The 24412-nt window shown below is 33.2% G+C and carries 19 protein-coding genes; 9 read left to right on the plus strand and 10 right to left on the minus strand.

Annotation, left to right across the window (positions count from 1 at the left end):
* Positions 1-18: 18 nt before the first annotated feature.
* Both C8C88_RS04360 and C8C88_RS04365 read right to left on the minus strand, forming a co-directional pair.
* Positions 19-3075, minus strand: a complete 3057-nt coding sequence (locus C8C88_RS04360) for a TAT-variant-translocated molybdopterin oxidoreductase (RefSeq protein WP_121336943.1) — start codon at positions 3073-3075, stop codon at positions 19-21.
* Between the two features lie 29 nt (positions 3076-3104).
* Positions 3105-4406, minus strand: coding sequence for a cytochrome c3 family protein (locus tag C8C88_RS04365; protein WP_121336944.1), 1302 nt, complete (start codon positions 4404-4406; stop codon positions 3105-3107).
* Positions 4407-4624: 218 nt separating this feature from the next.
* On the opposite strand from C8C88_RS04365, the gene C8C88_RS04370 reads away from it, so the two are divergent.
* Positions 4625-5014 (plus strand): SPOR domain-containing protein, encoded by a 390-nt coding sequence (locus C8C88_RS04370; RefSeq protein ID WP_121336945.1) that lies wholly within the window; start codon positions 4625-4627, stop codon positions 5012-5014.
* Between the two features lie 246 nt (positions 5015-5260).
* Here C8C88_RS04370 and infB read toward each other — a convergent pair whose 3' ends face one another.
* The 3 genes from infB to rimP form a co-directional block, all read right to left on the minus strand.
* Complete coding sequence (gene infB, locus C8C88_RS04375) at positions 5261-8116, minus strand: translation initiation factor IF-2 (protein ID WP_121336946.1); 2856 nt, start codon at positions 8114-8116, stop codon at positions 5261-5263.
* Positions 8117-8214: 98 nt separating this feature from the next.
* The gene (gene nusA, locus C8C88_RS04380) at positions 8215-9468 is read right to left on the minus strand and encodes a transcription termination factor NusA (RefSeq protein WP_121336947.1); all 1254 of its coding nucleotides are present in this window, start codon (positions 9466-9468) and stop codon (positions 8215-8217) included.
* A 13-nt stretch (positions 9469-9481) separates the two neighbouring features.
* Positions 9482-9946, minus strand: coding sequence for a ribosome assembly cofactor RimP (rimP, locus tag C8C88_RS04385; RefSeq protein WP_199711392.1), 465 nt, complete (start codon positions 9944-9946; stop codon positions 9482-9484).
* Positions 9947-10122: 176 nt separating this feature from the next.
* Here rimP and C8C88_RS04390 point away from each other — a divergent pair, with 176 nt between their 5' ends.
* Positions 10123-10956 carry a universal stress protein gene (locus tag C8C88_RS04390; protein WP_121336949.1) on the plus strand — a complete coding sequence of 278 codons (834 nt, stop codon included), beginning with the start codon at positions 10123-10125 and terminating at the stop codon, positions 10954-10956.
* 128 nt (positions 10957-11084) lie between these two features.
* Here C8C88_RS04390 and C8C88_RS04395 read toward each other — a convergent pair whose 3' ends face one another.
* Entirely contained in the window at positions 11085-11381 is a 297-nt protein-coding gene (locus tag C8C88_RS04395; protein ID WP_121336950.1) for a co-chaperone YbbN, read from the minus strand.
* A gap of 74 nt (positions 11382-11455) precedes the next feature.
* Positions 11456-12691, minus strand: a complete 1236-nt coding sequence (locus C8C88_RS04400; RefSeq protein WP_121336951.1) for a metallophosphoesterase — start codon at positions 12689-12691, stop codon at positions 11456-11458.
* 132 nt (positions 12692-12823) lie between these two features.
* Between C8C88_RS04400 and polA the strand changes: the two genes are divergently transcribed.
* Positions 12824-15700: a DNA polymerase I gene (gene polA / locus C8C88_RS04405; RefSeq protein WP_121336952.1), complete on the plus strand. Its 2877-nt coding sequence runs from the start codon at positions 12824-12826 to the stop codon at positions 15698-15700.
* 49 nt (positions 15701-15749) lie between these two features.
* Here polA and C8C88_RS04410 read toward each other — a convergent pair whose 3' ends face one another.
* Positions 15750-16775, minus strand: a complete 1026-nt coding sequence (locus tag C8C88_RS04410; protein ID WP_121336953.1) for a LacI family DNA-binding transcriptional regulator — start codon at positions 16773-16775, stop codon at positions 15750-15752.
* A 339-nt stretch (positions 16776-17114) separates the two neighbouring features.
* Between C8C88_RS04410 and rplM the strand changes: the two genes are divergently transcribed.
* The 6 genes from rplM (at position 17115) to C8C88_RS04440 (ending at position 21224) form a co-directional block, all read left to right on the plus strand.
* Positions 17115-17570 (plus strand): 50S ribosomal protein L13, encoded by a 456-nt coding sequence (gene rplM / locus C8C88_RS04415; RefSeq protein ID WP_121336954.1) that lies wholly within the window; start codon positions 17115-17117, stop codon positions 17568-17570.
* Positions 17570-17956 (plus strand): 30S ribosomal protein S9, encoded by a 387-nt coding sequence (gene rpsI, locus C8C88_RS04420; protein WP_073367165.1) that lies wholly within the window; start codon positions 17570-17572, stop codon positions 17954-17956. Before rplM ends, rpsI begins: the two co-directional genes overlap by 1 nt.
* 175 nt (positions 17957-18131) lie before the next feature.
* Positions 18132-18911, plus strand: a complete 780-nt coding sequence (rpsB, locus tag C8C88_RS04425) for a 30S ribosomal protein S2 (RefSeq protein WP_121336955.1) — start codon at positions 18132-18134, stop codon at positions 18909-18911.
* A gap of 110 nt (positions 18912-19021) precedes the next feature.
* Positions 19022-19846 carry a translation elongation factor Ts gene (gene tsf / locus C8C88_RS04430; RefSeq protein WP_121336956.1) on the plus strand — a complete coding sequence of 275 codons (825 nt, stop codon included), beginning with the start codon at positions 19022-19024 and terminating at the stop codon, positions 19844-19846.
* 153 nt (positions 19847-19999) lie between these two features.
* Positions 20000-20647 (plus strand): queuosine precursor transporter, encoded by a 648-nt coding sequence (locus tag C8C88_RS04435; protein WP_121336957.1) that lies wholly within the window; start codon positions 20000-20002, stop codon positions 20645-20647.
* Between the two features lie 4 nt (positions 20648-20651).
* Complete coding sequence (locus C8C88_RS04440) at positions 20652-21224, plus strand: DNA-3-methyladenine glycosylase I (protein ID WP_121338566.1); 573 nt, start codon at positions 20652-20654, stop codon at positions 21222-21224.
* Here C8C88_RS04440 and aat read toward each other — a convergent pair.
* Complete coding sequence (gene aat, locus C8C88_RS04445) at positions 21221-21856, minus strand: leucyl/phenylalanyl-tRNA--protein transferase (RefSeq protein ID WP_121336958.1); 636 nt, start codon at positions 21854-21856, stop codon at positions 21221-21223. The genes C8C88_RS04440 and aat overlap by 4 nt on opposite strands.
* 162 nt (positions 21857-22018) lie before the next feature.
* Positions 22019-24403 carry a ribonucleoside-diphosphate reductase subunit alpha gene (locus C8C88_RS04450; protein ID WP_121336959.1) on the minus strand — a complete coding sequence of 795 codons (2385 nt, stop codon included), beginning with the start codon at positions 24401-24403 and terminating at the stop codon, positions 22019-22021.
* Positions 24404-24412 lie beyond the last annotated feature (9 nt).

Consider the following 24412-nt stretch of genomic DNA (forward strand, 5'->3'; position numbering starts at 1 on the left):
ATTAATTATTTTTTTGTACTATGTATTTCTAACTTTAACGTGATAAATCACATTAGGTTTTGTTCCAACATGCTCTAATAAATGATACATTCTATCATCAGCAGCTAATTTAGCAACTTTTGCATCTGCATCATTAACATCTCCAAATACCATTGCTCCGTTAGAACAAGCACTTGAACATGCTGTTTGGAATTCACCATCAACAATTGCTCTACCTTCTCTTTTTGCTTTTAGAATTGTAGCTTGTGTCATTTGGATACACATAGAACATTTTTCCATAACTCCACGAGAACGAACATTTACATCTGGATTTAATACCATACGACCTAAATCATCATTCATATGATAATCAAATTCACTGTTTTTGCTATACAAGAACCAGTTGAAACGACGTACTTTATAAGGACAGTTATTAGCACAGTAACGAGTACCAACACATCTATTGTAAGCCATATTATTTTGACCTTGACGGCTGTGAGATGTTGCAGCTACAGGACAAACAGTTTCACATGGTGCGTGATTACAATGTTGACACATAACTGGTTGGAAAGAAACTTGAGGATTATCTCCTGCTTTTTCCATTTCATTAAATGTAGACAAAGAACTTGACAAACCAGCAATATTTTCTTTTCTTTCGTTATCTCCTTCAAAAGTACTTTCAGAAGAATAATATCTGTCAATACGCAACCAGTGCATATCACGGCTTCTTCTTACTTCAGATTTACCCACAACAGGCACATTGTTTTCAGCGTGGCAAGCAATAACACAAGCTCCACAACCTGTACAAGCATTTAAATCGATAGATAGATTAAAATGATGTCCAACAGAACGATCAAATGAATCCCATAAATCTACTTTTGTAGCTTCAACCTCTTTGTGATCTAAAGAAACCATAGGAACTTTATTCCATTCTTTAGCATCTTTCGTGTTGAATATCTCAAGAGAAGTTTCTTTGATAATATCACCTCTACCCATCAATGTTTTCTGACCTTGAACACAAGCAAATTCATGTTCTCCATCAGCTTTAACTAATGTTATAGATTGTACATCATTAAAACCTTTATATAAAGAGTAAGCATTTAAACCTACCATCATTTCTTCTTTCAAAGCAGCTTTACGACCATAACCAAGAGACAAACCTACAGTTCCAACAGCTTGACCTGGTTGAACAATTACAGGAACATTCTCTAATTTAACACCGTCAGCAGTTGTAATAGAAGCATAACTTCCGTTCAAACCACCATTAGCTACAATTTCATTAGAAAGACCTAATGCTTTTGCATCAGCATTAGAAACAGTTACATAATTATCCCAAGATACTCTTGTAATTGGATCTGGAAACTCTTGCAACCATGGATTATTAGCTTGTTGACCATCACCCATACCTGTTTTAGTGTAAAGAACAAGTTCAAAACCTTCAGCAGATTTTGATTGTGCCAATACATTTGCAGCAGCAGTGTAATCAGCAGAAGCTGCAGATGCCGATGGAATTACACCTACATATACACCATCATGTAAAACTTTATTCCAAGAAGAACCTGCAATTATTGTTGAAGCAGTTGCTTTGATATAATCGTAATATGTTCCAGGAATACCGTTTAATGATAATAAAACGTCTTGAAATTGTTTTGTATCAAATAATGGACGAATAGTTGGCTGAGTTAAAGAGTAAGTCCCTTTAGTCAAACTAATATCATTCCATGATTCTAAATAATGAGGAACAGCAGCTGCTACAGTAGAAACTAAAGCAGTTTCATCTTCTTTCAAAGAAAAAGCAACTGAAGTATTTACTTTTTTAAGTCCTTCTACAAATGAAGCACTATCAGCTAAAGTATAAACTGGATTAACACCACTCATAATTAAAGTATGAACACTACCAGCCTTCATCTCATTAATTAATTGAGCAACTTTTTGATTAGATCCTTTTCTAATTTGTCTTGAACCTGAAGTAGTAAAAGCCTCACTAGCTAACGCTTGGTTGATAGCTAAAACTAACAATTGAGCATTTTTATCCTGAATTCCAGAAACTAAAACACCTTTAGAACCAGCAGCTTTTAATTGTTGAGCCGCTTTAGTTACTTCAGCTTTAAATTTATCATCTAAATTTACAGAAACAGCAGAACCTGTTACTATATTATATATTTGAACTAATGCTTGTTTTTGATTAGCCGTTGACATTGGTAAACGCTTATCAGCAGCAGCACCAGATAAAGTCATGTTTGCCTCTAATTGGAAATGTCTAGACATTTTACCACTTTGAGGAATTCTTCCTTTAGCGTAACCTGAATCGTATCCTCCACCTTGCCAGTCTCCAAGAAAATCTGCACCTACAGATACTATAAGAGAAGCTTTTGAAAAATCATAATCAACTAAAGCTCTTTCACCGTATACAGCTTCAAATGCATCAAGTGCTTCTGATGAAGAAACAGCATCATAAACTACATGCTTAGCGTTTGGATTTTTAGCAATAAAATCAGCAATTAACTTTTCAGTTGATGGACTTGCTAATGTATTTGTCAATAATACAACCTGACCGCCTTTTGCTTTAGCATCTACTAAACTAGAAGCTAATTTTGAATTCACCTCAGACCAAGATGCTTTTTTACCTGCAATTTTTGGTTCTTTAAGACGCATACTATCGTATAAAGACAAAATAGATGCATGAATTCTAGCATTTGCAGCAAATTTTGCTCCAGCAATAGTATTATTATCTATTTTAATAGGACGCCCTTCACGAGTTTTAACTAAAATATTCGCAAAATCAAAACCGTCAAAAACAGACGTTGCATAATAGTCGGCAACACCAGGAATAATTTGTTCTGGTTGCAATACGTAAGGTATAGACTTATGAACAGGTCCTTCGCAAGCTGCAAGTGTAGCTGCCGCAGTACTAAATCCAACGTACTTTAAAAAATCACGACGTGTTGTAGAAGAAGATGACAATGCATCATTATTACCTAAGAATTCATCCGTAGGAATTTCTTCAACAAATTCGTTATTTTTAAGCGCCTCAACAATAGAACTATTTCCGTCTAGTTCTTCAACACTTTTCCAGTATTTTTTGTTTGATGACATATATAAATATTAAAATCTTAATAATTTGATTAATAGTGACATTTACCACATTCCAAACCTCCCATTTGTGCAGCAGTCAATTTGTCTACACCATATTTTTTAGAAAGTTGCTCATGGATTTTAGTGTAATATTCATTACCCTCCATTTTAACGTCAGTTTTTCTATGGCAATCTATACACCATCCCATAGTTAAAGGAGCGAATTGTTTTTGAATTTCATACTCCTGAACTGGTCCGTGACAAGTTTGACATTCAACACCAGCAACAGTTACGTGTTGTGAGTGGTTAAAGTAAACAAAGTCAGGTAAGTTATGAATACGAACCCATTTAACAGGTTGTGTTTTTCCAGTATAGGATTGCGTAGTTTTATCCCACCCAACAGCAGTATAAAGCTTTTGAATTTGCTCATCATAAAATGCTTTGCTATACTCAGGAGTAGCAGTAGACTCAGCTACTTCAGCAATATTTTTATGACAGTTCATACATACATTCAAAGAAGGTATACCCGCATTTTTACTAACTCTTGCAGCAGAGTGACAATACTTACAGTTGATTTCATTATCACCAGCATGTATTCTGTGAGAATAATGTATTGGCTGTATAGGCTCATAATTTTGATCCACACCAACTTGCATTAAAAACCCGTATACAAAATAAGCACCCGACAACAATAATAGTATAGCAGTAACCAAAACCAAAAATTGATTTCTAGCAAATGCTTTCCAAATAGGTAATGTTGGTTCTTTTGGAGCCACTTCAATGTTGTTTGCTTTAGCTACTTTTCTTAAAACATTGTTTACCAAAAACAACATCACAACAAGCATAGCCATCACAAGACTTAAAGCACCTAAAACAATATTATTTGATAATCCCGATTCCGGAGCAGGAGCACCAGGAACAGCAGCACCAGCAGCAGCTGCAGGAGCTTCCTCTTTAGGGGTTGATGTATAAGCAATGATATTATCAATATCTCCCTCTGCTAATTGAGGAAAAGCAGTCATTGAAATTTTATTATTTTCTTCAAAAACTTTCACCGCAGCAGCATCTCCTGATTTAATCAAATCAGAACTGTTATGAACCCATTTGTAAATCCATGACATTTCATATTTACCTGCAATTCCTCTAAGGGCAGGACCCGTAGCTTTTGCATCTAATTTATGACATGCCGCGCAATTTGCATTAAACAGCTCTTTACCTTTTGCAGGATCTCCACCAGTTGCAGCTGCAGGCGCAGCATCTTGAGCAAATGAAGATAATGAGAAAATTAGCATTAGAGCTAAGCTAAAATATAATTTCCTTGACATCGAATTATGGTTACCCACCTTTTTCATATAGTATAATGATTATCTACTAAAATTGGTACGGTTTTTTCTATAAACATTTTGAGAAAAAACGAATACATTATTTTTAAACTTGGACAAAAATACGACTTAAGAACTATTCTCAAAACCTTAAAATAGTCTTAAATTCAATTTATATTAATTCTAAATAATTTTTTTAACCCGCTTTCATCCTTTAAATATTATTTTTGCGTAAAAAACATCACATTATGAGAATTTTAACGATTAAAAAATACATTTTTTACACCATTGCTATAGGTTCATCAACGTATGCATTACATGCTCAAGATAGAGTTATTACGGTAAATCAAGACCCAAAATTCGAACAATTACTCAATGAAAAGAGAAAAATAAATGCTTCATTGACTCTAAACGATCGTTATAGAATTCAAATTTTTAGTGGAGAGAGCGAAAAAGCAAAAAAAACATTAATTGAATTTAAACAAGAATTTGATAATTTGGATGGAACTATCGTTTTTAACACCCCAAATTATAAAGTATGGGTAGGTAATTTTAAAACAAGAATCGAAGCCGAAAAAAACCTGTTTATCATCAAAAAAAGATATAAAAATGTGCTTTTAATAAAGCCCAACAAATAGACTTCAAATAATAGTTTGATATTACAATAGCTAAAAAACCCACTCTAAATGAGTGGGTTTTTTTTGTTTTAGATTTCGACTTAAATCCCCACTAAATTAGATTAAAAAATACACACTAATTTATAGGTAGACTATTAAACTGATTGAAGATTAAATTATACAAATTGTAATACCTGTTGTTATCTATATAAAATAAAAAAATCCCGATTTACATCGGGATTTTCAAAAGATCTATAAAAATTTATATTATTTCAATTTCTTTTTGATAGCTACTTCATGGTAAGCCTCAATAACATCTCTTTCTTCAATATCATTGTAGTTTTTAATTTGAATACCACAATCATACCCTTTAGCAACTTCTTTAACATCATCTTTAAAACGTTTAAGCGCTAAAAGCTCTCCACTGAATACAACTACACCATCTCTAATAATTCTGATTTTAGAGTTTCTTGCAATTTTTCCATCCATTACCATACATCCTGCAATAGAACCAACTTTAGAGATTTTGAATATCTCTCTAATTTCAGCTGTACCTAGAATTTCTTCTTTCATTTCTGGAGCTAACATTCCTTCCATCGCATCTTTCAAGTCATCGATAGCTGCATAGATAATAGAGTAATAACGGATATCGATTTCTTCTTTATCAGCAAGCTGTCTTGCATTTCCAGCAGGACGAACATTAAATCCAATAATAATTGCATCTGAAGCAGAAGCTAACATAACATCAGTCTCTGTAATTGCTCCAACTCCTTTATGTATAATATTAATTTGTATTTCTTCAGTAGATAATTTAGAGAACGAGTCAGACAACGCTTCAACAGATCCATCAACGTCTCCTTTAAGGATAACATTAAGTTCTTTAAACTGACCAAGAGCAATACGACGTCCAATTTCATCAAGTGTAATATGACGTTGTGTACGAACCGATTGTTCACGCATCAATTGAGAACGTTTAGAGGCAATTTGTTTTGCTTCTTTTTCATCTTCAAAAATATTAAACTTATCACCTGCCGTAGCAGCTCCGTCTAAACCTAAAACAGATACTGGTGTAGATGGTCCTGCTTCTGTAACCACATGACCTCTTTCATCATGCATGGCTTTAATTTTACCATGATGTTTACCTGCCAACATATAATCTCCAATTCTAAGAGTACCATGCTGCACTAATATAGTAGAAACGTATCCTTTTCCTTTATCAAGGAAAGCTTCAACAACCGTACCTTGTGCTGCTTTATTTGGATTAGATTTTAAATCTAAAATCTCCGCTTCTAACAATACTTTCTCTAATAAATCTTTAACTCCAAGACCTGTCTTTGCAGAAATATCATGAGATTGAATTTTTCCACCCCAATCTTCAACAAGTAAATTCATACTTGCTAATTTCTCTTTAATTTTTTCAGGATTAGCATTTGGTTTATCCACTTTATTTATTGCAAAAATAATTGGAACACCTGCTGCTTGAGCATGACTAATTGCTTCTTTTGTTTGTGGCATGATATCATCATCCGCAGCAATTACAATAATAGCAATATCGGTAACTTGAGCACCACGCGCACGCATTGCAGTAAACGCCTCGTGACCTGGTGTATCTAAAAATGCAATTTTTTGTCCGTTATCCAAAGTTACTCCATAAGCTCCAATGTGCTGTGTAATACCTCCAGACTCCCCAGCAATTACATTTTCTTTACGAATATAATCCAGTAAAGATGTTTTACCGTGATCGACGTGACCCATTACAGTAACAATAGGTGCCCTGAAAACTAAATCTTCTTCTTTATCTTCAACGACTTGAATAGCTTCTTCAATATCAACTGTAATAAACTCTACTTCATAACCGAATTCATCAGCAACAATTGTTAATGTTTCTGCATCTAAACGTTGATTCATGGTAACCATGATACCAAGTGACATACAAGTTCCAATAACTTTAGTAATTGGCACATCCATCATGATAGCGATTTCACCTACAGTAACAAATTCAGTAACTTTAATAGTTTTACTTCCTTCATCTAAAGCTCTTTGCTCATCATCAGATTTCTGACGGTGCGTATCTCTTTTATCTCTTCTATATTTCGCTGCCTTAGATTTACCTCCTTTACCTTGAAGTTTTTCTAAAGTTTCACGAATTTGATTTTTAACTTCTTCTTCTGTAGGCTCTACTTTCGCAACGATTGCAGGTCTGTTTCCTTTTACGAAACCAGGTCTTGCACTTCGGTTTGCATTAAATCCTCCACCAGCTGCATTAGGCGTAATTTTATTTGGATTTGGAGCTCCCGGAACTCCAGGAGTTGCAGGTGGTCTCGGAGCACCTGGTTTAGGAGCAATCCTTTTACGTTTATTTTTATTAGCACTATTAGCTGCTCCAGCCGCACCAGGAACACCAGGCTTGTTTGGAGTAATTTTAGGCTCTTCTTTTTTCTTTTTAGGTTTATTAAATTGAGATAAATCAATTACTTGACCCGTTAAAGTAGTACCTGATAATTTTTGATACTGAGTTGTGATGGTTTCATCTATAGGAGCTTCTTCTGATTTTTCAACAGATTTTTCTTCCTGAACAACTTGCTTTTTAACTTCTTTTATTCCTAAAACAGGCTTAACCTCTTTTATTTCTTTTTTCTCCGAAATAGGTTTTTCTTGAACTACTTCTTTAACAACTGGTTCTTCTGATGGAATAATAGCTTTAGGAAGGTCATTTTTTTCAACCGCTGCAGGACCTGGAACAACTGAAGGTTTCTTAGGATTAAGATCTATTTTACCGACTTGAACTGGACCTGATACAATAGCTCTTGCTTTGATCACTTCCTGTTGTTTTTGTCGCTCTTCATCTTGTTTGCGTTTGTCTTCAATTTCTTTTTCTCGTTCAACACGCAACGCTTCTTTCTCTTTTCTTTTCTCTTCTCCTACTTCTTTCGAAGCCTCTTTATTCCCCTTGTCGCCCGCAAATTGACTTTGTAGGATATTAAATTCCTTATCAGAAATTTTTGTGTTTGGATTTGCATCAATAGCAATTCCCTTATCTTTTAGATAATCCACAGCTCTTTCTAACGAAATATTTAATTCCCTTAAAACCTTGTTTATTCTAATTACTCTCTCTTCAGACATAAAACCTTTTTATTATTACCTTATTTTGTTGTTTCTCAACCTAACCTTTTATAATAAAAGGAAAAATAAGGTCAAGAATTAATTGTAAAGAATTTTGATTAACTATCAAATTCTTCTTTTAGTATTCTTATTACATCTAGAATAGTTTCCTCTTCTAAATCTGTTCTTCTTACCAAATCCTCTACATCATGTTTCAAAATACTTTTTGCAGTATCCAATCCAATTTTTGCAAATTCTTCGATAACCCAATCCTCAATCTCATCAGAGAACTCAGTTAATTCAACATCATCCTCATCAGCAGTAGCTCCTGCTACATCACCTTCACGAATAACATCTAACTCATAACCTGTCAATTGACCTGCTAATTTAATATTGTGACCTCCTCTACCGATAGCTTTTGAAACTTCTTCTAATTTCAAAAACACTTCAGCTCTTTTTGTTTCTTCATTAATTTTAATTGAAGAAACTTTAGCAGGACTCAATGCTCTAGTAATATACAATTGAATATTGCTAGTATAATTAATAACGTCAATGTTTTCGTTTCCTAATTCACGAACAATTCCATGAATACGTGATCCTTTCATACCTACACAAGCTCCAACTGGATCAATTCTATCATCATAAGAATCAACCGCTACTTTTGCTTTTTCACCAGGAATTCGAACCACTTTTTTAACCATAATCAATCCGTCAAATACTTCTGGGATTTCTTGTTCAAATAATTTTTCTAAAAACTTCTCAGAAGTTCTAGACATAATAATTTGTGGTTTATTTCCTTTTAATTCAACACTTTCAATGATTCCACGAACATTATCTCCTTTTCTGAAAAAATCAGAAGGGATTTGTTTTTCTTTTGGCAATACAATTTCATTTCCTTCGTCATCAACCAAAATAACAACTCTAGGACGCACATGATGCACTTCAGCAGTATAAATATCACCAATAATATCTTTAAATTGCTTGTAAAGATTTGTATTATCGTGTTCATGAATTTTTGAAATTAAATTTTGGCGTAAAGCTAAAATAGCTCTTCTTCCTAAATCTATTAATTTCACTTCTTCTGAAACATCTTCTCCAATTTCAAAATCAGGTTCAATTTTTCTAGCCTCAGTCAAAGTAATCTCTTCGTTTTCAAAATCCAAATCCTCGTCTGCAACGATTACTCTTCTTCTCCATATCTCCATATCCCCTTTATCAGGATTTATAATGATATCAAAATTATCATCTGAACCGTATTTTTTCTTCAATGCATTTCTAAATACATCTTCCAAAATTGCCATAAGCGTTACACGATCAATAAGTTTATCATCTTTAAACTCTGAGAATGAATCGATTAATGCTAAATTTTCCATGCGAATTCTTTAATTAAAATGTTACTGTAACAATTGCTTCTTTAATATCTGCGTAAGGTAATTCTAGTCTTTTTTGAACCGTTTCTTTACCTTTTCCTATCTTCTTTGGTTCTCTTGCTTGCCACGACAAAATTACAAAATCATCATTAGCTTCCACTAATTCTGCTTCAATATTTTCTGTAGCGGTCTTTACAATCAAGGTTCTACCTACATTTTTCTTGTATTGTCTAATCATTTTTAATGGCGAACCAACTCCTACTGATGCAACTTCTAAAGAGAAATCTTGTTCTTCTCTATCCAAATTATTTTCAATTGCGCGGCTCACATCGATACAGTCTTGTAAAACTACTCCGTTATCTCCGTCTAAAGTAATAATAATTTTAAAAGCATCTGTAATGATTAAGTCAATCAGAAAAACTGTTGGTTTTTCTAAAAGACATTCTGTCAATAGCTTATTTACTTTTTCTTTAAATGTCATATTTTTATAAAAAGAGGGGACATTTAGTCCCCTCATTATCTAGATTTTAATAAATAACGGTGCAAATATAGTGTTTTTTTTATTATTTAAAATAATCGATAGCTGATAAAATATTTCTTATCTTTAATGGTGTATTAAAATATCGTGATTTTCCCACGATTTAAACTTCAAAAATCATGAAACGAATTTTAGTCCCAACTGATTTTTCAACGTATGCAGAGAACGCATTAAAGGCAGCAGCTCAAATTGCCAAGAAAAATAATAGTGAATTATTTTTACTTCACATGCTAGAATTACCGAGTCAAATGAGCGACACAATTACCGAAGGAAATAGCATCCCTGAAGTAATGTTTTTTATCGAAAAAGCTCGAGAAATGCTTGAAAGCATCAAAGAGCGCCCCTATTTAAATGGAATTATTGTTAATGAATCCGTATTATTTGAAAGTGCTTTTAAAGGCATTATTGAATTTAGCAAAAAAAACGACATCGACTTAATTATTATGGGTTCACGAGGATTATCCGGATTTGAAGAAATTTTAATTGGTTCTAATACAGAAAAAGTAGTTCGACATTCTGAAATTCCTGTCTTAGTAATTAAAAAAGACACCGTTGAATTTAAAGCTGAAAATATTGTTTTCGCATCTGATTTTTCAAAAGAAGCTAAAAAACCTTTCAAAAAACTACTTAAGTTTGCTCAAATTTTTGATTCAACCTTAAACTTAGTAATGATTTGCACACCAAGCAGTTTTAAAACAACACTAGTTGCCGAAAAATTCATAAGTGATTTTGCCGCTAACTTTGATTTAAAAAAATTCACCTCACATATTTATAATGATGCTAATATCGAAAAGGGAGTTATTAATTTTTCAAATAGCATAAATGCAGACTTAATCGTTATGTGCACGCACAATAGAACTGCACTTTCTCATTTTTTCAACGGAAGTATTAGCGAAGATTTAGTTAATCACTCCAATAAACCTGTAATTGCTTTTAAAGTAAAAAACAAATAAATTTCTATTCCTTTTAAGTTATAATTAAAAAGGGTTTTATGAAAATTCATAAAACCCTTTTTAATATCATTTATTGAATCAAATCCAATTGTGTTATTTCAAGTAATAGTTACGCTGCTCTAAACAAGTTACAACTGTTCTTGAACCAATCCTATAATAGTATTCGCATCTAATTCACCAGATTGCCTCCAGATCATCTGCCCTTCTTTATAAATCATCAATGTAGGAAGTCCTTTAATCCTTAAAGCATCAGCTAATTCCTGATTTTTATCTACATCTATTTTTATCACTTTGGCTTTATCACCAAGAGCGGCAGCTACATCTCTAATTACAGGATGCATCGAAACAGATGACTCATTCCATTCTGTGTAAAAATCAATTAACACAGGGACTTGCGCATTTATAAGTTCTCCAAATTTTGACATAAAAGCAAAAATTTTAATTTTCTAAATCTACTGAAAAGAGATAATTATTTTACAAATGTAGCATTTTTAACGAATTAAGCCACATTTGCACCTTTTTTTAGTTCAATGACTGTGATTTCTGGCATAATTCCTACTCTTCCTGGGTACGCATGATATCCAAATCCTCTATTTACATAGACATAACGACCAAGATTTTCATATAAACCTGCCCATTGTTTGTACACATATTGCGCTAAGCTCCATTTGAAATATCCTGGAATTTCTATCCCAAATTGCATTCCATGGGTATGACCTGATAACGTTAAATGAAAGTTTTTTTCATGATGTTGCACTTCATAATCCCAATGAGATGGATCATGTGACATTAAAATTTTAAAATCTTCTTTACTCAAATGTTGGGCCGCTTTATTCAAATCACCTGCTTGTTTAAAATTATGGCCCCAATTTTCAACACCAACTAAAGCGATCTTAGAACCTTCTTTTTCGATAAAAGTATGTTCATTAAGCAATAATTTAAATCCTATTTGACCGTATAGATTTTTTATATCCTGAAAATTTTCTTCTTTAGCGGCTTCTGTAGGCCAGGTTACATACTCACCGTAATCATGGTTTCCTAAAACAGAGAATTTTCCGAATTCGTAATTTTTTATTTTATTAAACATTTCAATCCAAGGAAGCATTTCTTTTGCAGCAGTATTTACAATATCCCCTGTAAATAAAATCATATCCGCTTGTTGCTGATTTATTAAATCTATAGCATATTGTATTTTCTCTGGATTATCAAAACTACCGCTATGTACATCTGAAATTTGAGTAATTTTGAATCCATCAAATGCATCTGGTAAATCTGGAAAAAAAATACGCTGCTTGATTACTTTATAGTTATACCTTCCTTCAAATATTCCATAAATTAAAGACAAGAACGGCACTGCTGCTAATCCAACACCTATTTGACTAACAAATTTTCTTCTGGAAGCAAAAAATGCAACATCTTCATTCTTGGTAATAAAAAAATTCAGAGAGCCTGCACCTATTCTAAAAATATCTTCTCCAAGTAAAACAAGTGTCAATACTAGTTTAGGAATATACACTAAAAGTACCAATCCCATAGTAAACATAGTTTGTTTTGTTTGACCCACAGAGCGATCAAATTGCATAAAGGAATAAATAATAAAAATCAACAGAAACAAACTGATAACTTGATATGCTATCAAGACTGACTTTACCTTTATCAAGGTTCGTAAAGCCTGAAAGGCATAAAATTCAACCGCTAAAAGAATCAGGAAAAGAAACAGAAATCTAAAACCCATTTTATACATATTTTACACAAAATAACAACAAAATTGAACTAAATGGATTTTAATTAATTAAAATTTAACTCTAAAAGTAAACTTTCACCCTGATTGTTTATTTTTACAAATTCATAATTCACAATTAAATATATGTCTTCTCAAAAACGTCTTTTTCTACTCGATGCCTATGCATTAATCTTTCGAGGCTATTATGCTTTTATAAAAAACCCAAGAATAAACTCCAAAGGAATGGACACATCAGCTATTATGGGATTTATGAATTCGCTGATGGACGTAATCAAAAGAGAAAAACCAGATCATTTAGCCGTTGCTTTTGATAATGGCGGAAGTGATTTACGAAATGAAATTTTTCCTGAATATAAAGCTCATCGTGATGCAACTCCTGAAGCCATAAAAATTGCCATTCCGTACATTCAAGAATTACTCAAAGCCATGCACATTCCTATCATTGAAGTCAAAGGATTTGAAGCAGATGATTTAATAGGAACTATTGCAAAACAAGCTGAGAAACAAAATTATAAAGTCTTTATGGTAACTCCTGATAAAGATTTTGCTCAATTAGTTTCCGAAAATATATTTATGTACAAACCTGCCCGAATGGGTAATGGAATAGAGATTTGGGGAATTCCTGAAGTATTGGAAAAGTTCGAAATAGAAAGACCTGATCAAGTCATTGACTTTTTAGGAATGATGGGTGACGCTGCTGATAATATTCCTGGATTACCAGGCGTAGGAGAAGTTACAGCAAAAAAGTTATTAAAAGAATTTGGCACTATGGAAAACCTTTTGGCTAATACCGACAAGCTGAAAGGGAAAATGAAAGAAAACATTGAAGCCAATAAAGACAAAGGATTGTTATCAAAAACACTTGCAACAATTCTTTTAGACTGCCCAGTTGTTTTTGACGAAACAGATTATGAATTATCAACTCCTGATGTAGAAAAAACAGATGCACTTTTCAACGAATTGGAATTTCGCCAAATGAAAGCTCAGTTTGATAAATTTTTTGGAACTGGAAAAGAGTACGATGAAATTGACACCAATGGAAATGAAAATAGTAATGACAATGAAAAAATAGCCAAAAAAGCTCCTGTTAAAAAATCCAATGAAGACCAATTCGATTTATTTGGTTTTTCTGATGAAGAAAGTGGCGAAATAAAAACGAATTCTCATTACGCAACTTTAGAAAACACCAATCATAATTATACTATTATTCAAGGTGAATTGGGCACAAAATTATTTTTACAAAACTTAATGAATCGAACTTCCGTATGTTTTGATACCGAAACCACAGGGATTGATGCTTTAAATGCCGAATTAGTTGGAATGTCATTTTCTTGGGCAAAAGGAGAAGCGTTCTATGTTCCATTTTCAGAAAATCAAGAAGAAGCTCAAGTTTTAGTGGATAAATTCAAACCGTTTTTTGAAAGCGAATCCATCGAAAAAATTGGTCAGAATATCAAATACGATTTGAAAATTCTATCTCATTATGGAGTTCAAATCAAAGGTAAATTATTCGATACCATGATTGCGCATTATTTAATAAATCCAGATATGCGCCATAATATGGATGTTTTAAGTGAAACTTATTTAAAATATTCTCCAAAATCTATTGAAGACTTAATTGGTAAAAAAGGCAAAAATCAAAAATCAATGCGTGAAGTTGCTTTGGAAGACATCAAAGAATACGCTGCCGAAGATGCTGATGTTACGTTTCAATTGAAACAAAATTTCAGTCCAATTTTAGACAAAGCCGAAACCAAAAAATTATTTGACGAAATCGAAATTCCGTTAATTCCTGTTTTGGCAGCAATGGAATTAGAAGGAATTAATCTTGATGTGCCTTTTCTAAAAGAAATGTCAGTTGAAATGGCAAAAGAAAGTTCTGAATTAGAACAAAAAATATATGAAACCGCTGGCGAGAAATTCAATTTGGCTTCGCCAAAACAATTAGGCGACGTTTTATTTGACAAAATGAAAATTGGCGGAGCTAAACAAAAGAAAACCAAAACCGGTCAATATGCAACGGGGGAAGAAATTTTAACTTATTTAGCAAATGATAATCCAATTGTAAAAGATATTCTCGAATGGCGCCAAATGGTAAAATTGCAAAGTACTTATATTGATGCATTACCAAACCAAGTTGATCAAAAAACTGGACGCGTTCATACCGATTACATGCAAACCGTAGCCGCAACTGGAAGATTGAGTTCAAATAATCCGAACTTGCAAAATATTCCTATTCGTACAGAACGAGGTAGATTGATTAGAAAAGCATTTATTGCTCGTGATGAAAATTACACCCTAGTTTCTGCCGATTATTCTCAAATAGAACTTCGAATTATCGCTGCTTTATCTGGCGAAGAAAACATGATAAAAGCGTTTCAAAACAACGAAGATATTCATAGAAGTACCGCTGCAAAAGTATTCAATGTTCCGTTAGAAGAAGTTACAAAAGAACAGCGTAGTAATGCCAAAACCGTGAATTTCGGAATTATCTATGGCGTTTCTGCTTTTGGACTTTCCAATCAAACTTCACTTTCAAGAAAAGAAAGTGCAGAGTTAATTGAGGCTTATTATGCAACCTACCCCAAACTGAAATCGTACATGGCTAACCAAGTTGATTTTGCTAGAGAACATGGCTATGTTCAAACAGTTTTAGGGCGTCGTCGCTATTTGAAAGACATTAATTCAGCCAATCACATAGTAAAGGGTGGTGCTGAACGAAATGCAGTAAACGCCCCAATTCAAGGTTCGGCAGCCGATATTATTAAAATTGCAATGATTAATATTCATAAAAAATTAACCTCTACGAATCCCGACGGTTCGAAATGGAAATCAAAAATGCTATTGCAAGTGCATGATGAGCTTGTGTTTGATGTTCACAACTCTGAATTAGAAAAAATCAAGCCAATGATAAAACACGAAATGGAAAACGCCTTCAAACTTGAAGTTCCATTGGAAGTCGAAATTGGAATGGGGAAAAATTGGCTGGAAGCACATTAAAATTAATTTAAATCAAAAAAAAATCCATTCAAATGAATGGATTTTTTTATTATAATTTTCTAGTAGTCTCTCGTTCTTTTAATTTAGTTTTAATCACTATCGTTTCATAAACTGAATTCTCTTCCTTTTTCTCTAATCTATTAATAAGAAGTTTAGCCGCTTCCTCTCCAATTTCAATACCATGCTGACTCACTGTAGTCAAACTTGGCGAAAGTCTTCTTGAAGCTAGTATTCCATCCGCGAAACCAATAATTGAAAGTTCTTCTGGGATTTTATATCCTTTTTTCAATCCAATTCGTAATGCAGCAACTGAATCGTTTTCTTCAAGAGCAAAGATTCCGTCAATTTTATTGTTATCAAAAACGCCTTCTATTCTATCTTTTAAATCATCCTCTGAATCTGTTCGGATAATTAAATTTGGGTTTACTGGAATTTTATTATTTTCTAATGCTTTTAAATATCCTTCCGCTCTTAATTTTCCAACACTCAAATTATCAACAGAAGAGAACAAAGCAATATTCTTACATCCTAAATCAATTAAACGTTGTGTTGAATACAAAGCAGAATCAAAATCATCTACTACTACTTTATCACAATCAACACCTTCAGCAATTCGATCGAACATAACAATAGGTGTCCCATCATTGATAATTTCTTTGAAATGATTGTATTCATGAAGTTTTTGAGCTTCTTCAGAAACAGATAAAATAAATCCATCAATAGTTCCATTACTCAACATTTCAAGCGTATGAGCCTCTTTCTCTAGAGATTCATTAGAAATACACATAATTACATTGTAACCTTTTTTATCAGCTATCTTCTCAATACCACTAAATACTTTGGCAAAAAAGGAATTTAAAATATTAGGAATAATTACCCCGATGGTTTTTGTCTTTCTATTCTTAAGGTTTAAACCAATAATATTTGGTTTATAATTTTTAAGCTTTGCGTACTCTTTGATTTTTATTTTGGTTTGTTCGCTAATTTCAGGGCTGTCATTAAGTGCTTTAGAAACTGTAGAAACAGAAACGTTTAATTCTTTTGCAATTTGTTTTAAAGTTGCTTTTGCTTTCATAAGTTGGTATTTAATGTCTTTTTTTGGTTAGAAAAACGAATGTCAAATTCATAATTTCTATCAAAACACACGAAAATGATTTGATTTTATAACCAATTATAATAAAAACTTGTAAGGTACAAAATTTATTTGATTACAAAAATAAAACAAAAATTCAAATTCTATATATAAGGTGTGATTCAAAAAAGAAGAGTCTAAATATTAGATTAAATATATATTTGATTATCAGCTTAGAACCTTAAAAAAAATAATCTTTTAAGGTATTTGCATTTAAAATAATTAATTGTACTTTTGCAACCCCTTTATTGGGGATGGAATGTTTAATTAAAATATATTATTGTGAACGCATTAAGCTACAAGACAATTTCAACAACAAAAGCCAATTCTACAAAAGAATGGATTGTTGTAGATGCTGACGGTCATAACTTAGGTCGTCTTGCTTCAAAAGTCGCTATGATTTTGAGAGGTAAGTACAAGCCAAGTTATACGCCACACGTGGACTGTGGAGATAACGTAATTGTTATCAACTCAGAAAAAATTAACCTTACAGGTAACAAAATGGATGAAAAAACATACATCCGTCACACTGGTTACCCTGGAGGACAAAGAACTTTAACTGCTAAAGTATTGCAATCAAAAAATCCTGCATTACTAGTAGAGAAAGCAATAAAAGGGATGTTACCTAAAAACAAATTAGGAGCTGAGCTTTTTAGAAATTTAAATGTTGTTGTAGGACCTGAGCACAAACAAGGAGCTCAAAAACCTAGAACTGTTAACCTAAACGATCTTAAGTAATGGGAGTTATTCACAAAATCGGTAGAAGAAAAACCGCTGTTGCACGTGTTTATGTTTCAGAAGGAACAGGAGTAATCACTGTAAACAAAAAAGAATTCGCAACTTACTTTCCAACTGCAACTTTACAGTACAAAGTTTTACAACCAATGTCTATGACAGAAAACGTAAACAACTTTGACGTAAAAGTAAACGTTTACGGAGGTGGTTCAACTGGTCAAGCAGAAGCTGTAAGAATGGCATTAGCACGTGTTATGTGTGAAGTAAATGCTGAAAACAGAGGAATATTGAAACCAGAAGGTTTATTAACAAGAGACCCAAGAATGGTTGAACGTAAAAAATTCGGTCAGAAGAAAGCTCGTAAGAGATTCCAATTCTCTAAACGTTAATAGTACCTGTCTTGTTCAAATGGGACAAGATATCGTTTATTTATTATTGAATTTAAAAAAAACAGTTATTGTTGCTCTCCTACCGAGGTAGGAAATAGTTTAGCATCTAAATGTATTTAGCCGAGAAATCGCCATTAATACATTGCTAATCAACAGAACGTAAACTAGTACAAAAATGGCAAACAAAATAGAAGTAAAAGAATTACTAGAAGCAGGTGTTCACTTTGGACACATGACTAGAAAATGGGATCCAAACATGGCTCCTTACATTTATATGGAGCGTAATGGTATTCACATTATCAATCTATATAAAACTGCAGCTAAAATCGAAGAAGCTAATGAAGCTTTGAAAAAAATCGCTGCATCAGGTAGAAAAATATTATTCGTTGCTACCAAAAAACAAGCAAAAGATATCGTTGCTGATAAAGCAAAAGCTGCAAACATGCCTTACATCACTGAAAGATGGCCTGGTGGAATGCTAACTAACTTCGTAACTATCCGTAAAGCTGTTAAAAAAATGGCTACTATTGATAAAATGAAGAAAGATGGTACATTCATGACTCTTTCTAAAAAAGAGCGTTTGCAAGTTGATCGTCTTCGTGCTAAATTAGAGAAAAATTTAGGTTCAATCGCAGATATGTCTAGACTACCAGCTGCATTGTTCGTAGTTGATATCAAAGCGGAACACATCGCTATAAAAGAAGCTCAAAAATTAAACATTCCAGTTTTTGCAATGGTTGATACAAATTCTGATCCACGTGAAGTAGAATACGTAATTCCTGCAAATGATGATGCTTCTAAATCAATTGATAAAATTTTAACTTTAGTTACTGCTGCAATCGTTGAAGGTCTTTCTGATAGAGGATCTGAAAAAGAAGGTGAAGCAACTCCTGAAGTAGCTCCTGCTGCTGAAGTTGAAGTTGAAGCAGCTCCTGCTCCAGCAACTGAAGAATAAATAAAATAAATTTAAAGATTGAAGGATTTAAAGATTAAAAATTATTGATTTTAGAATTAATAATTAAATCCTTGAATTTTTCAATCTTTTAATCTTTAAACAAAAAAATTATGGCAACAATTACTGCTGCAGACGTAAATAAATTAAGAACAATCACTGGTGCAGGAATGATGGACTGCAAAAAAGCCTTGGTTGAAGCAGAAGGAGATTTTGATTTAGCAATCGAAAACTTACGTAAAAAAGGACAAAAAGTGGCTGCTAACCGTTCAGACAGAGAATCTACTGAAGGTGCTGTAATCGCTGTTGTTAACGCTGAAAAAACTGCTGGTGTAGTTATCTCATTAAACTGTGAAACTGACTTCGTAGGTAAAAACGAATCTTTCGTAAAATTAGCTCAAGACTTAGCTGCTTTAGCATTAAACTTTGATAACAAAGAAGCATTTTTAGCTGCTGATTTCAACGGAATCACTGTTGCTGAAAAATTAATTGAGCAAACTGGAGTTATTGGAGAAAAAATTGAAATCGGTTCTTTCGAAAGATTAGAAGGTGCTTTCATTGGATCTTACATTCACGCTGGAAACAAAATCGCTACTTTAACTGCTTTATCTGCTAATGTAGCAGGTGCTGATGATGTAGCAAGAAACGTATCAATGCAAGCTGCAGCTATGGCTCCAATTGCTTTGAACGAAGATGGTGTTGATGCTGATACAATCGCTAAAGAAATCGAAATTGCTAAAGACCTTTTACGTCAAGAAGGAAAACCAGAAGCTATGTTAGATAACATCGCTAAAGGTAAATTAGCTCGTTTCTTTAAAGATAACACATTAGTAAACCAAGATTATATTAAAGATAACAAAATGAGCGTTGCTGCTTATGTAAAATCTTTAGATAAAGATCTTATCGTTACTGGTTTCAAAAGAGCTGCTTTAGGATAATCTATTCTAAACCTGTTTAAATAGTTTACTATTTAAAATCAAATATAAAATCCCATTCTTAACTGAATGGGATTTTTTTTTAAACTCTAGACTCCTTTTATAAAAACAAAAATTCAAATTAAAATACTAAATTTGGAAACCTAATTATAAAATATGTTTCAATCCAAAAAAGATACTGTTTATGTTATTCTAGCTGGAATATTCATAACGAATGCAGTCGTGGCAGAATTAATAGGCGGAAAATTGATTTATGTAGGTCCATATTTAATGAGTATTGGTATTTTGCCTTGGCCAATTGTATTTGTTACAACCGATTTGATTAATGAATATTTTGGAGAAAAAGGAGTTAAAAAATTATCTCTAATAACCGCTAGCCTTATCGCATATTGCTTTGTATTATTATACTTTGCCTTAAAAATACCTGCTGCAAAAGGAGCCAATTTAGTTACTGATGCTCAATTCAATGGCGTTTTTGGTCAAAGTATGTGGATAATAGTTGGGAGCATCACTGCTTTTATGGTTTCACAACTTATTGATGTTACTATTTTCCATTTCTTCAAAAACAAAACAGGAAATAAAATGATTTGGTTACGAAGTACAGGATCAACTGTTATTTCGCAACTATTTGACAGTTTTATCGTATTAGGCATTGCTTTTTGGATGACTGGAAAAATGACTACCGAAACATATATAGCTTCCGCATTTACAGGCTATTTTGTAAAACTTAGCATTGCTGTTTTACTAACCCCGTTAATCTATTTAGGTCATTCTCTGATTGAAAAATACATTCATAATAAATAATTCTATGGAAACTAAAATACGTTGCAGTTGGTGTAATTCAAGTGATTTATATAAAAAATATCATGATGAAGAATGGGGAGTTCCTGTTTATGATGATGCTACGTTGTTTGAATTTTTAATTTTAGAAACTTTTCAAGCGGGATTAAGTTGGATAACTATTTTGAATAAAAGAGAGAACTTCAGAAAGGCTTTTGATGCTTTTGATTATAAAAAAATTGCTAGTTATTCAGAGGATAAAATCCAAGATTTACTTCTTGATTCTGGTATTATTCGCAATCGGTTAAAGGTTAGAGCTGCCGTTTCTAATGCAATTGCTTTCATGAATGTCCAAGAGGAATTTGGTAGTTTCTCTAGCTATATATGGAAATTCGTAGACGGAAAACCAATTATAAACAAGCTGAGAAATTCTTCGGAAGCAAAAGCTACTACACCGCTTTCAGACACTATTAGTAAAGATTTGAAAAAACGTGGTTTTAAATTTGTAGGTTCAACCGTTGTCTATGCACACATGCAAGCTACTGGAATGGTTAACGATCATTTTGAAGATTGCTGGAGAAGAAACACCGTAGAAATTTAGCTTTTTAAAATCGCTATAAATTCCTCTCTCTCAATTTCACGACATCCTAAACTTTCTAGATGTGTATTGTATACCTGGCAATCCAACAACTTGTAATTGGCTAATTTTAATTGGTTTACCAATGCTATAAAAGCTACTTTTGAAGCATTTGAAACTAAGGAAAACATGCTTTCACCACAAAATACAGTTCCTAAATCTATCCCGTATAACCCTCCTACTAAAATATCATCTTGCCAAACCTCAACTGATTTTGCCACACCCAATTCATGAAGCTTACAATAGGCTTCAATCATATCATTTGTAATCCAAGTTCCGTTTTGTCCCTCACGCTTTATGTTTTGACAATTCGAAATAACATCTCTAAAATTCTGATTGAAGGTTACTTTAAAAATATTCCTATTCCGTATGTTCCGCATACTTTTAGAAACAACCAACTCGTCTAAAAACAAAACCATTCTGGGATTAGGTGACCACCACAGTATGGGCTCACCTTGTTCAAACCATGGAAAAATTCCACTATTGTAGGCTAGTTGTAAACGCTCTGGCGATAAATCACCCCCAACCGCAAGAATTCCGTCCGCATTAGCTTCGGAAACAGGAGGGAAAAATAAGGATTCAGATACGTAATACATGATATTGACTGATATGTTCTAGCCCAGATAGCAGCAGCATCCTTTTACAGGTTTTTTTTACCTGGAAAAGATAAAGCGGATAGCTGGAATTAGCTCCTAAAAAAACAGCCATCAATGAATGATAGCTGTTTGTAATTTATAATTGTTGCTTTTTATAATGAATTAAGAACCGCACATTTCGCAATCCTCAGGACCTGAAGCTTGTGCCTTCATTAACATTGCTTTGTATTCTTCAACGCTCATTGGCTCTGCTTCATCAGGTATAGCTTCTGCTTTTTTATCATTATTTAAGGTGAACTTAATGGCATCAACTGCTGATTTTGTTCTCAAATAATACATTCCCGTTTTCAATCCAGATTGCCAAGCGTAGAAGTGCATTGATGTCAATTTTGAATAGTTTGCATCTTGCATAAACAAATTCAACGATTGAGATTGATCAATAAAATAACCCCTTTGACGCGACATATCAATAATGTCCTTCATGGACATTTCCCAAACAGTTTTGTACAATTCTTTAAGGTCCTGTGGAATCACATCAATATTTTGAACAGATCCATTGTGACGCATAATTTCTTGTTTCAAAGTATCATTCCATAAACCTCTTTCAACTAAATCATGTAATAAATGTTTGTTTACAACAATAAACTCCCCTGAAAGTACTCTACGAGTATAAATATTTGAGGTGTAAGGCTCGAAAGCTTCATTGTTACCTAATATTTGTGATGTAGAAGCTGTAGGCATTGGAGCAACTAATAATGAGTTACGAACCCCATGTTCCACTACTTCTTTTCTTAACGAAGCCCAGTCCCAACGTCCTGATAATTCTTCATCTTTCATCCCCCACAAATTGTGTTGGAATTCACCTTGAGAAATTGGCGACCCTTTGAAAGTTGAATATGGACCTTCTTCTTTGGCCATCTCCATCGAAGCGGTAACTGCTGCAAAATAAAGAGTTTCGAAAATTTCTTGGTTTAATTTTTTAGCTTCATCACTAGTAAAAGGCATACGCAACATAATGAAAGCATCTGCTAATCCTTGCACTCCAAGACCTACTGGTCTGTGACGTAGATTAGAGTTTTCTGCTTCTTTTACTGGGTAATAATTTCTATCAATTACTTTATTCAGGTTTCTAGTCACTCGTTTAGTTACATTGAACAATGCTTCGTGATCAAATTTACCATTTTCAATAAACATTGGTAATGAAATAGATGCTAGGTTACAAACTGCAATTTCATCTTTAGAAGTGTACTCCATAATTTCGGTACACAAGTTAGAAGAACGAATAGTTCCTAAATTCTTTTGATTTGATTTGCGGTTTGCAGCATCTTTATAAAGCATATATGGTGTTCCAGTCTCAATTTGTGATTCTAGAATTTTCTCCCATAACTCACGTGCTTTGATCGTTTTTCTACCTTTTCCTCTTGCTTCATAATCTGTGTACATTGCTTCAAATTCTTCACCGTATACATCATATAATCCAGGACATTCGTTTGGACACATCAAAGTCCAAGTAGTATCTTCTTGAACACGTTTCATGAATAAATCCGAAGTCCACATAGCAAAGAATAAATCTCTTGCACGCATTTCTTCTTTTCCAGTATTTTTTTTCAAGTCTAGGAATTCGAAAATATCAGCATGCCAAGTTTCAATATAAATAGCAAAACTTCCTTTACGTTTTCCACCACCTTGGTCTACATAACGCGCCGTATCATTGAAAACTCTCAACATTGGAACAATACCGTTTGAAGTTCCATTAGTACCACGAATGTAAGAACCAGTTGCTCTTACATTGTGAATAGAAAGCCCTATTCCACCTGCTGATTGAGAGATTTTTGCCGTTTGTTTCAACGTATCATAAATACCATCAATACTATCATCTTGCATAGCCAAAAGGAAACAAGAAGACATTTGTGGCTTAGGTGTACCTGCATTAAATAATGTTGGAGTAGCATGTGTAAAGAATTTTTTCGACATTAAGTCGTATGTTTCTATTACAGATTTCAAGTCGTTTAAGTGAATTCCAACTGAAACTCGCATCAACATGTGTTGAGGACGTTCAACAATTTTACCGTTTAATTTCAGTAAATAAGAACGTTCTAAAGTTTTGAAACCAAAATAATCATAATTGAAATCTCGGTTGTATATGATATGAGAATCTAAGAATTCTGCATTTTCAAGAATTACATTAAATACTTCATCAGAAAGCAAAGGTGCTTCTTGTCCATTTCTTGGATTAACATAGTGATACATATCTTTCATCGTCTCTGAGAAAGATTTTTTTGTATTTGAATGCAAATTCGAAATAGCAACACGAGCAGCTAATTGCGCATAATCTGGATGTGCAATAGTCATCGAAGCCGCAGTTTCAGCTGCAAGATTGTCTAATTCTGATGTAGAAACACCATCATATAAACCTTCAATAACACGCATTGCTACTTTTACAGGATCAACTAATTCGTTTAACCCGTAACATAATTTTTTTATTCTGTCCGTAATCTTATCAAACATTACTGGCTCTTTATGGCCATCTCTTTTTACTACATACATAAGGTTACT

Origin of the sequence: Flavobacterium sp. 123, assembly GCF_003634825.1 — a bacterium.
Lineage (GTDB): Bacteria > Bacteroidota > Bacteroidia > Flavobacteriales > Flavobacteriaceae > Flavobacterium.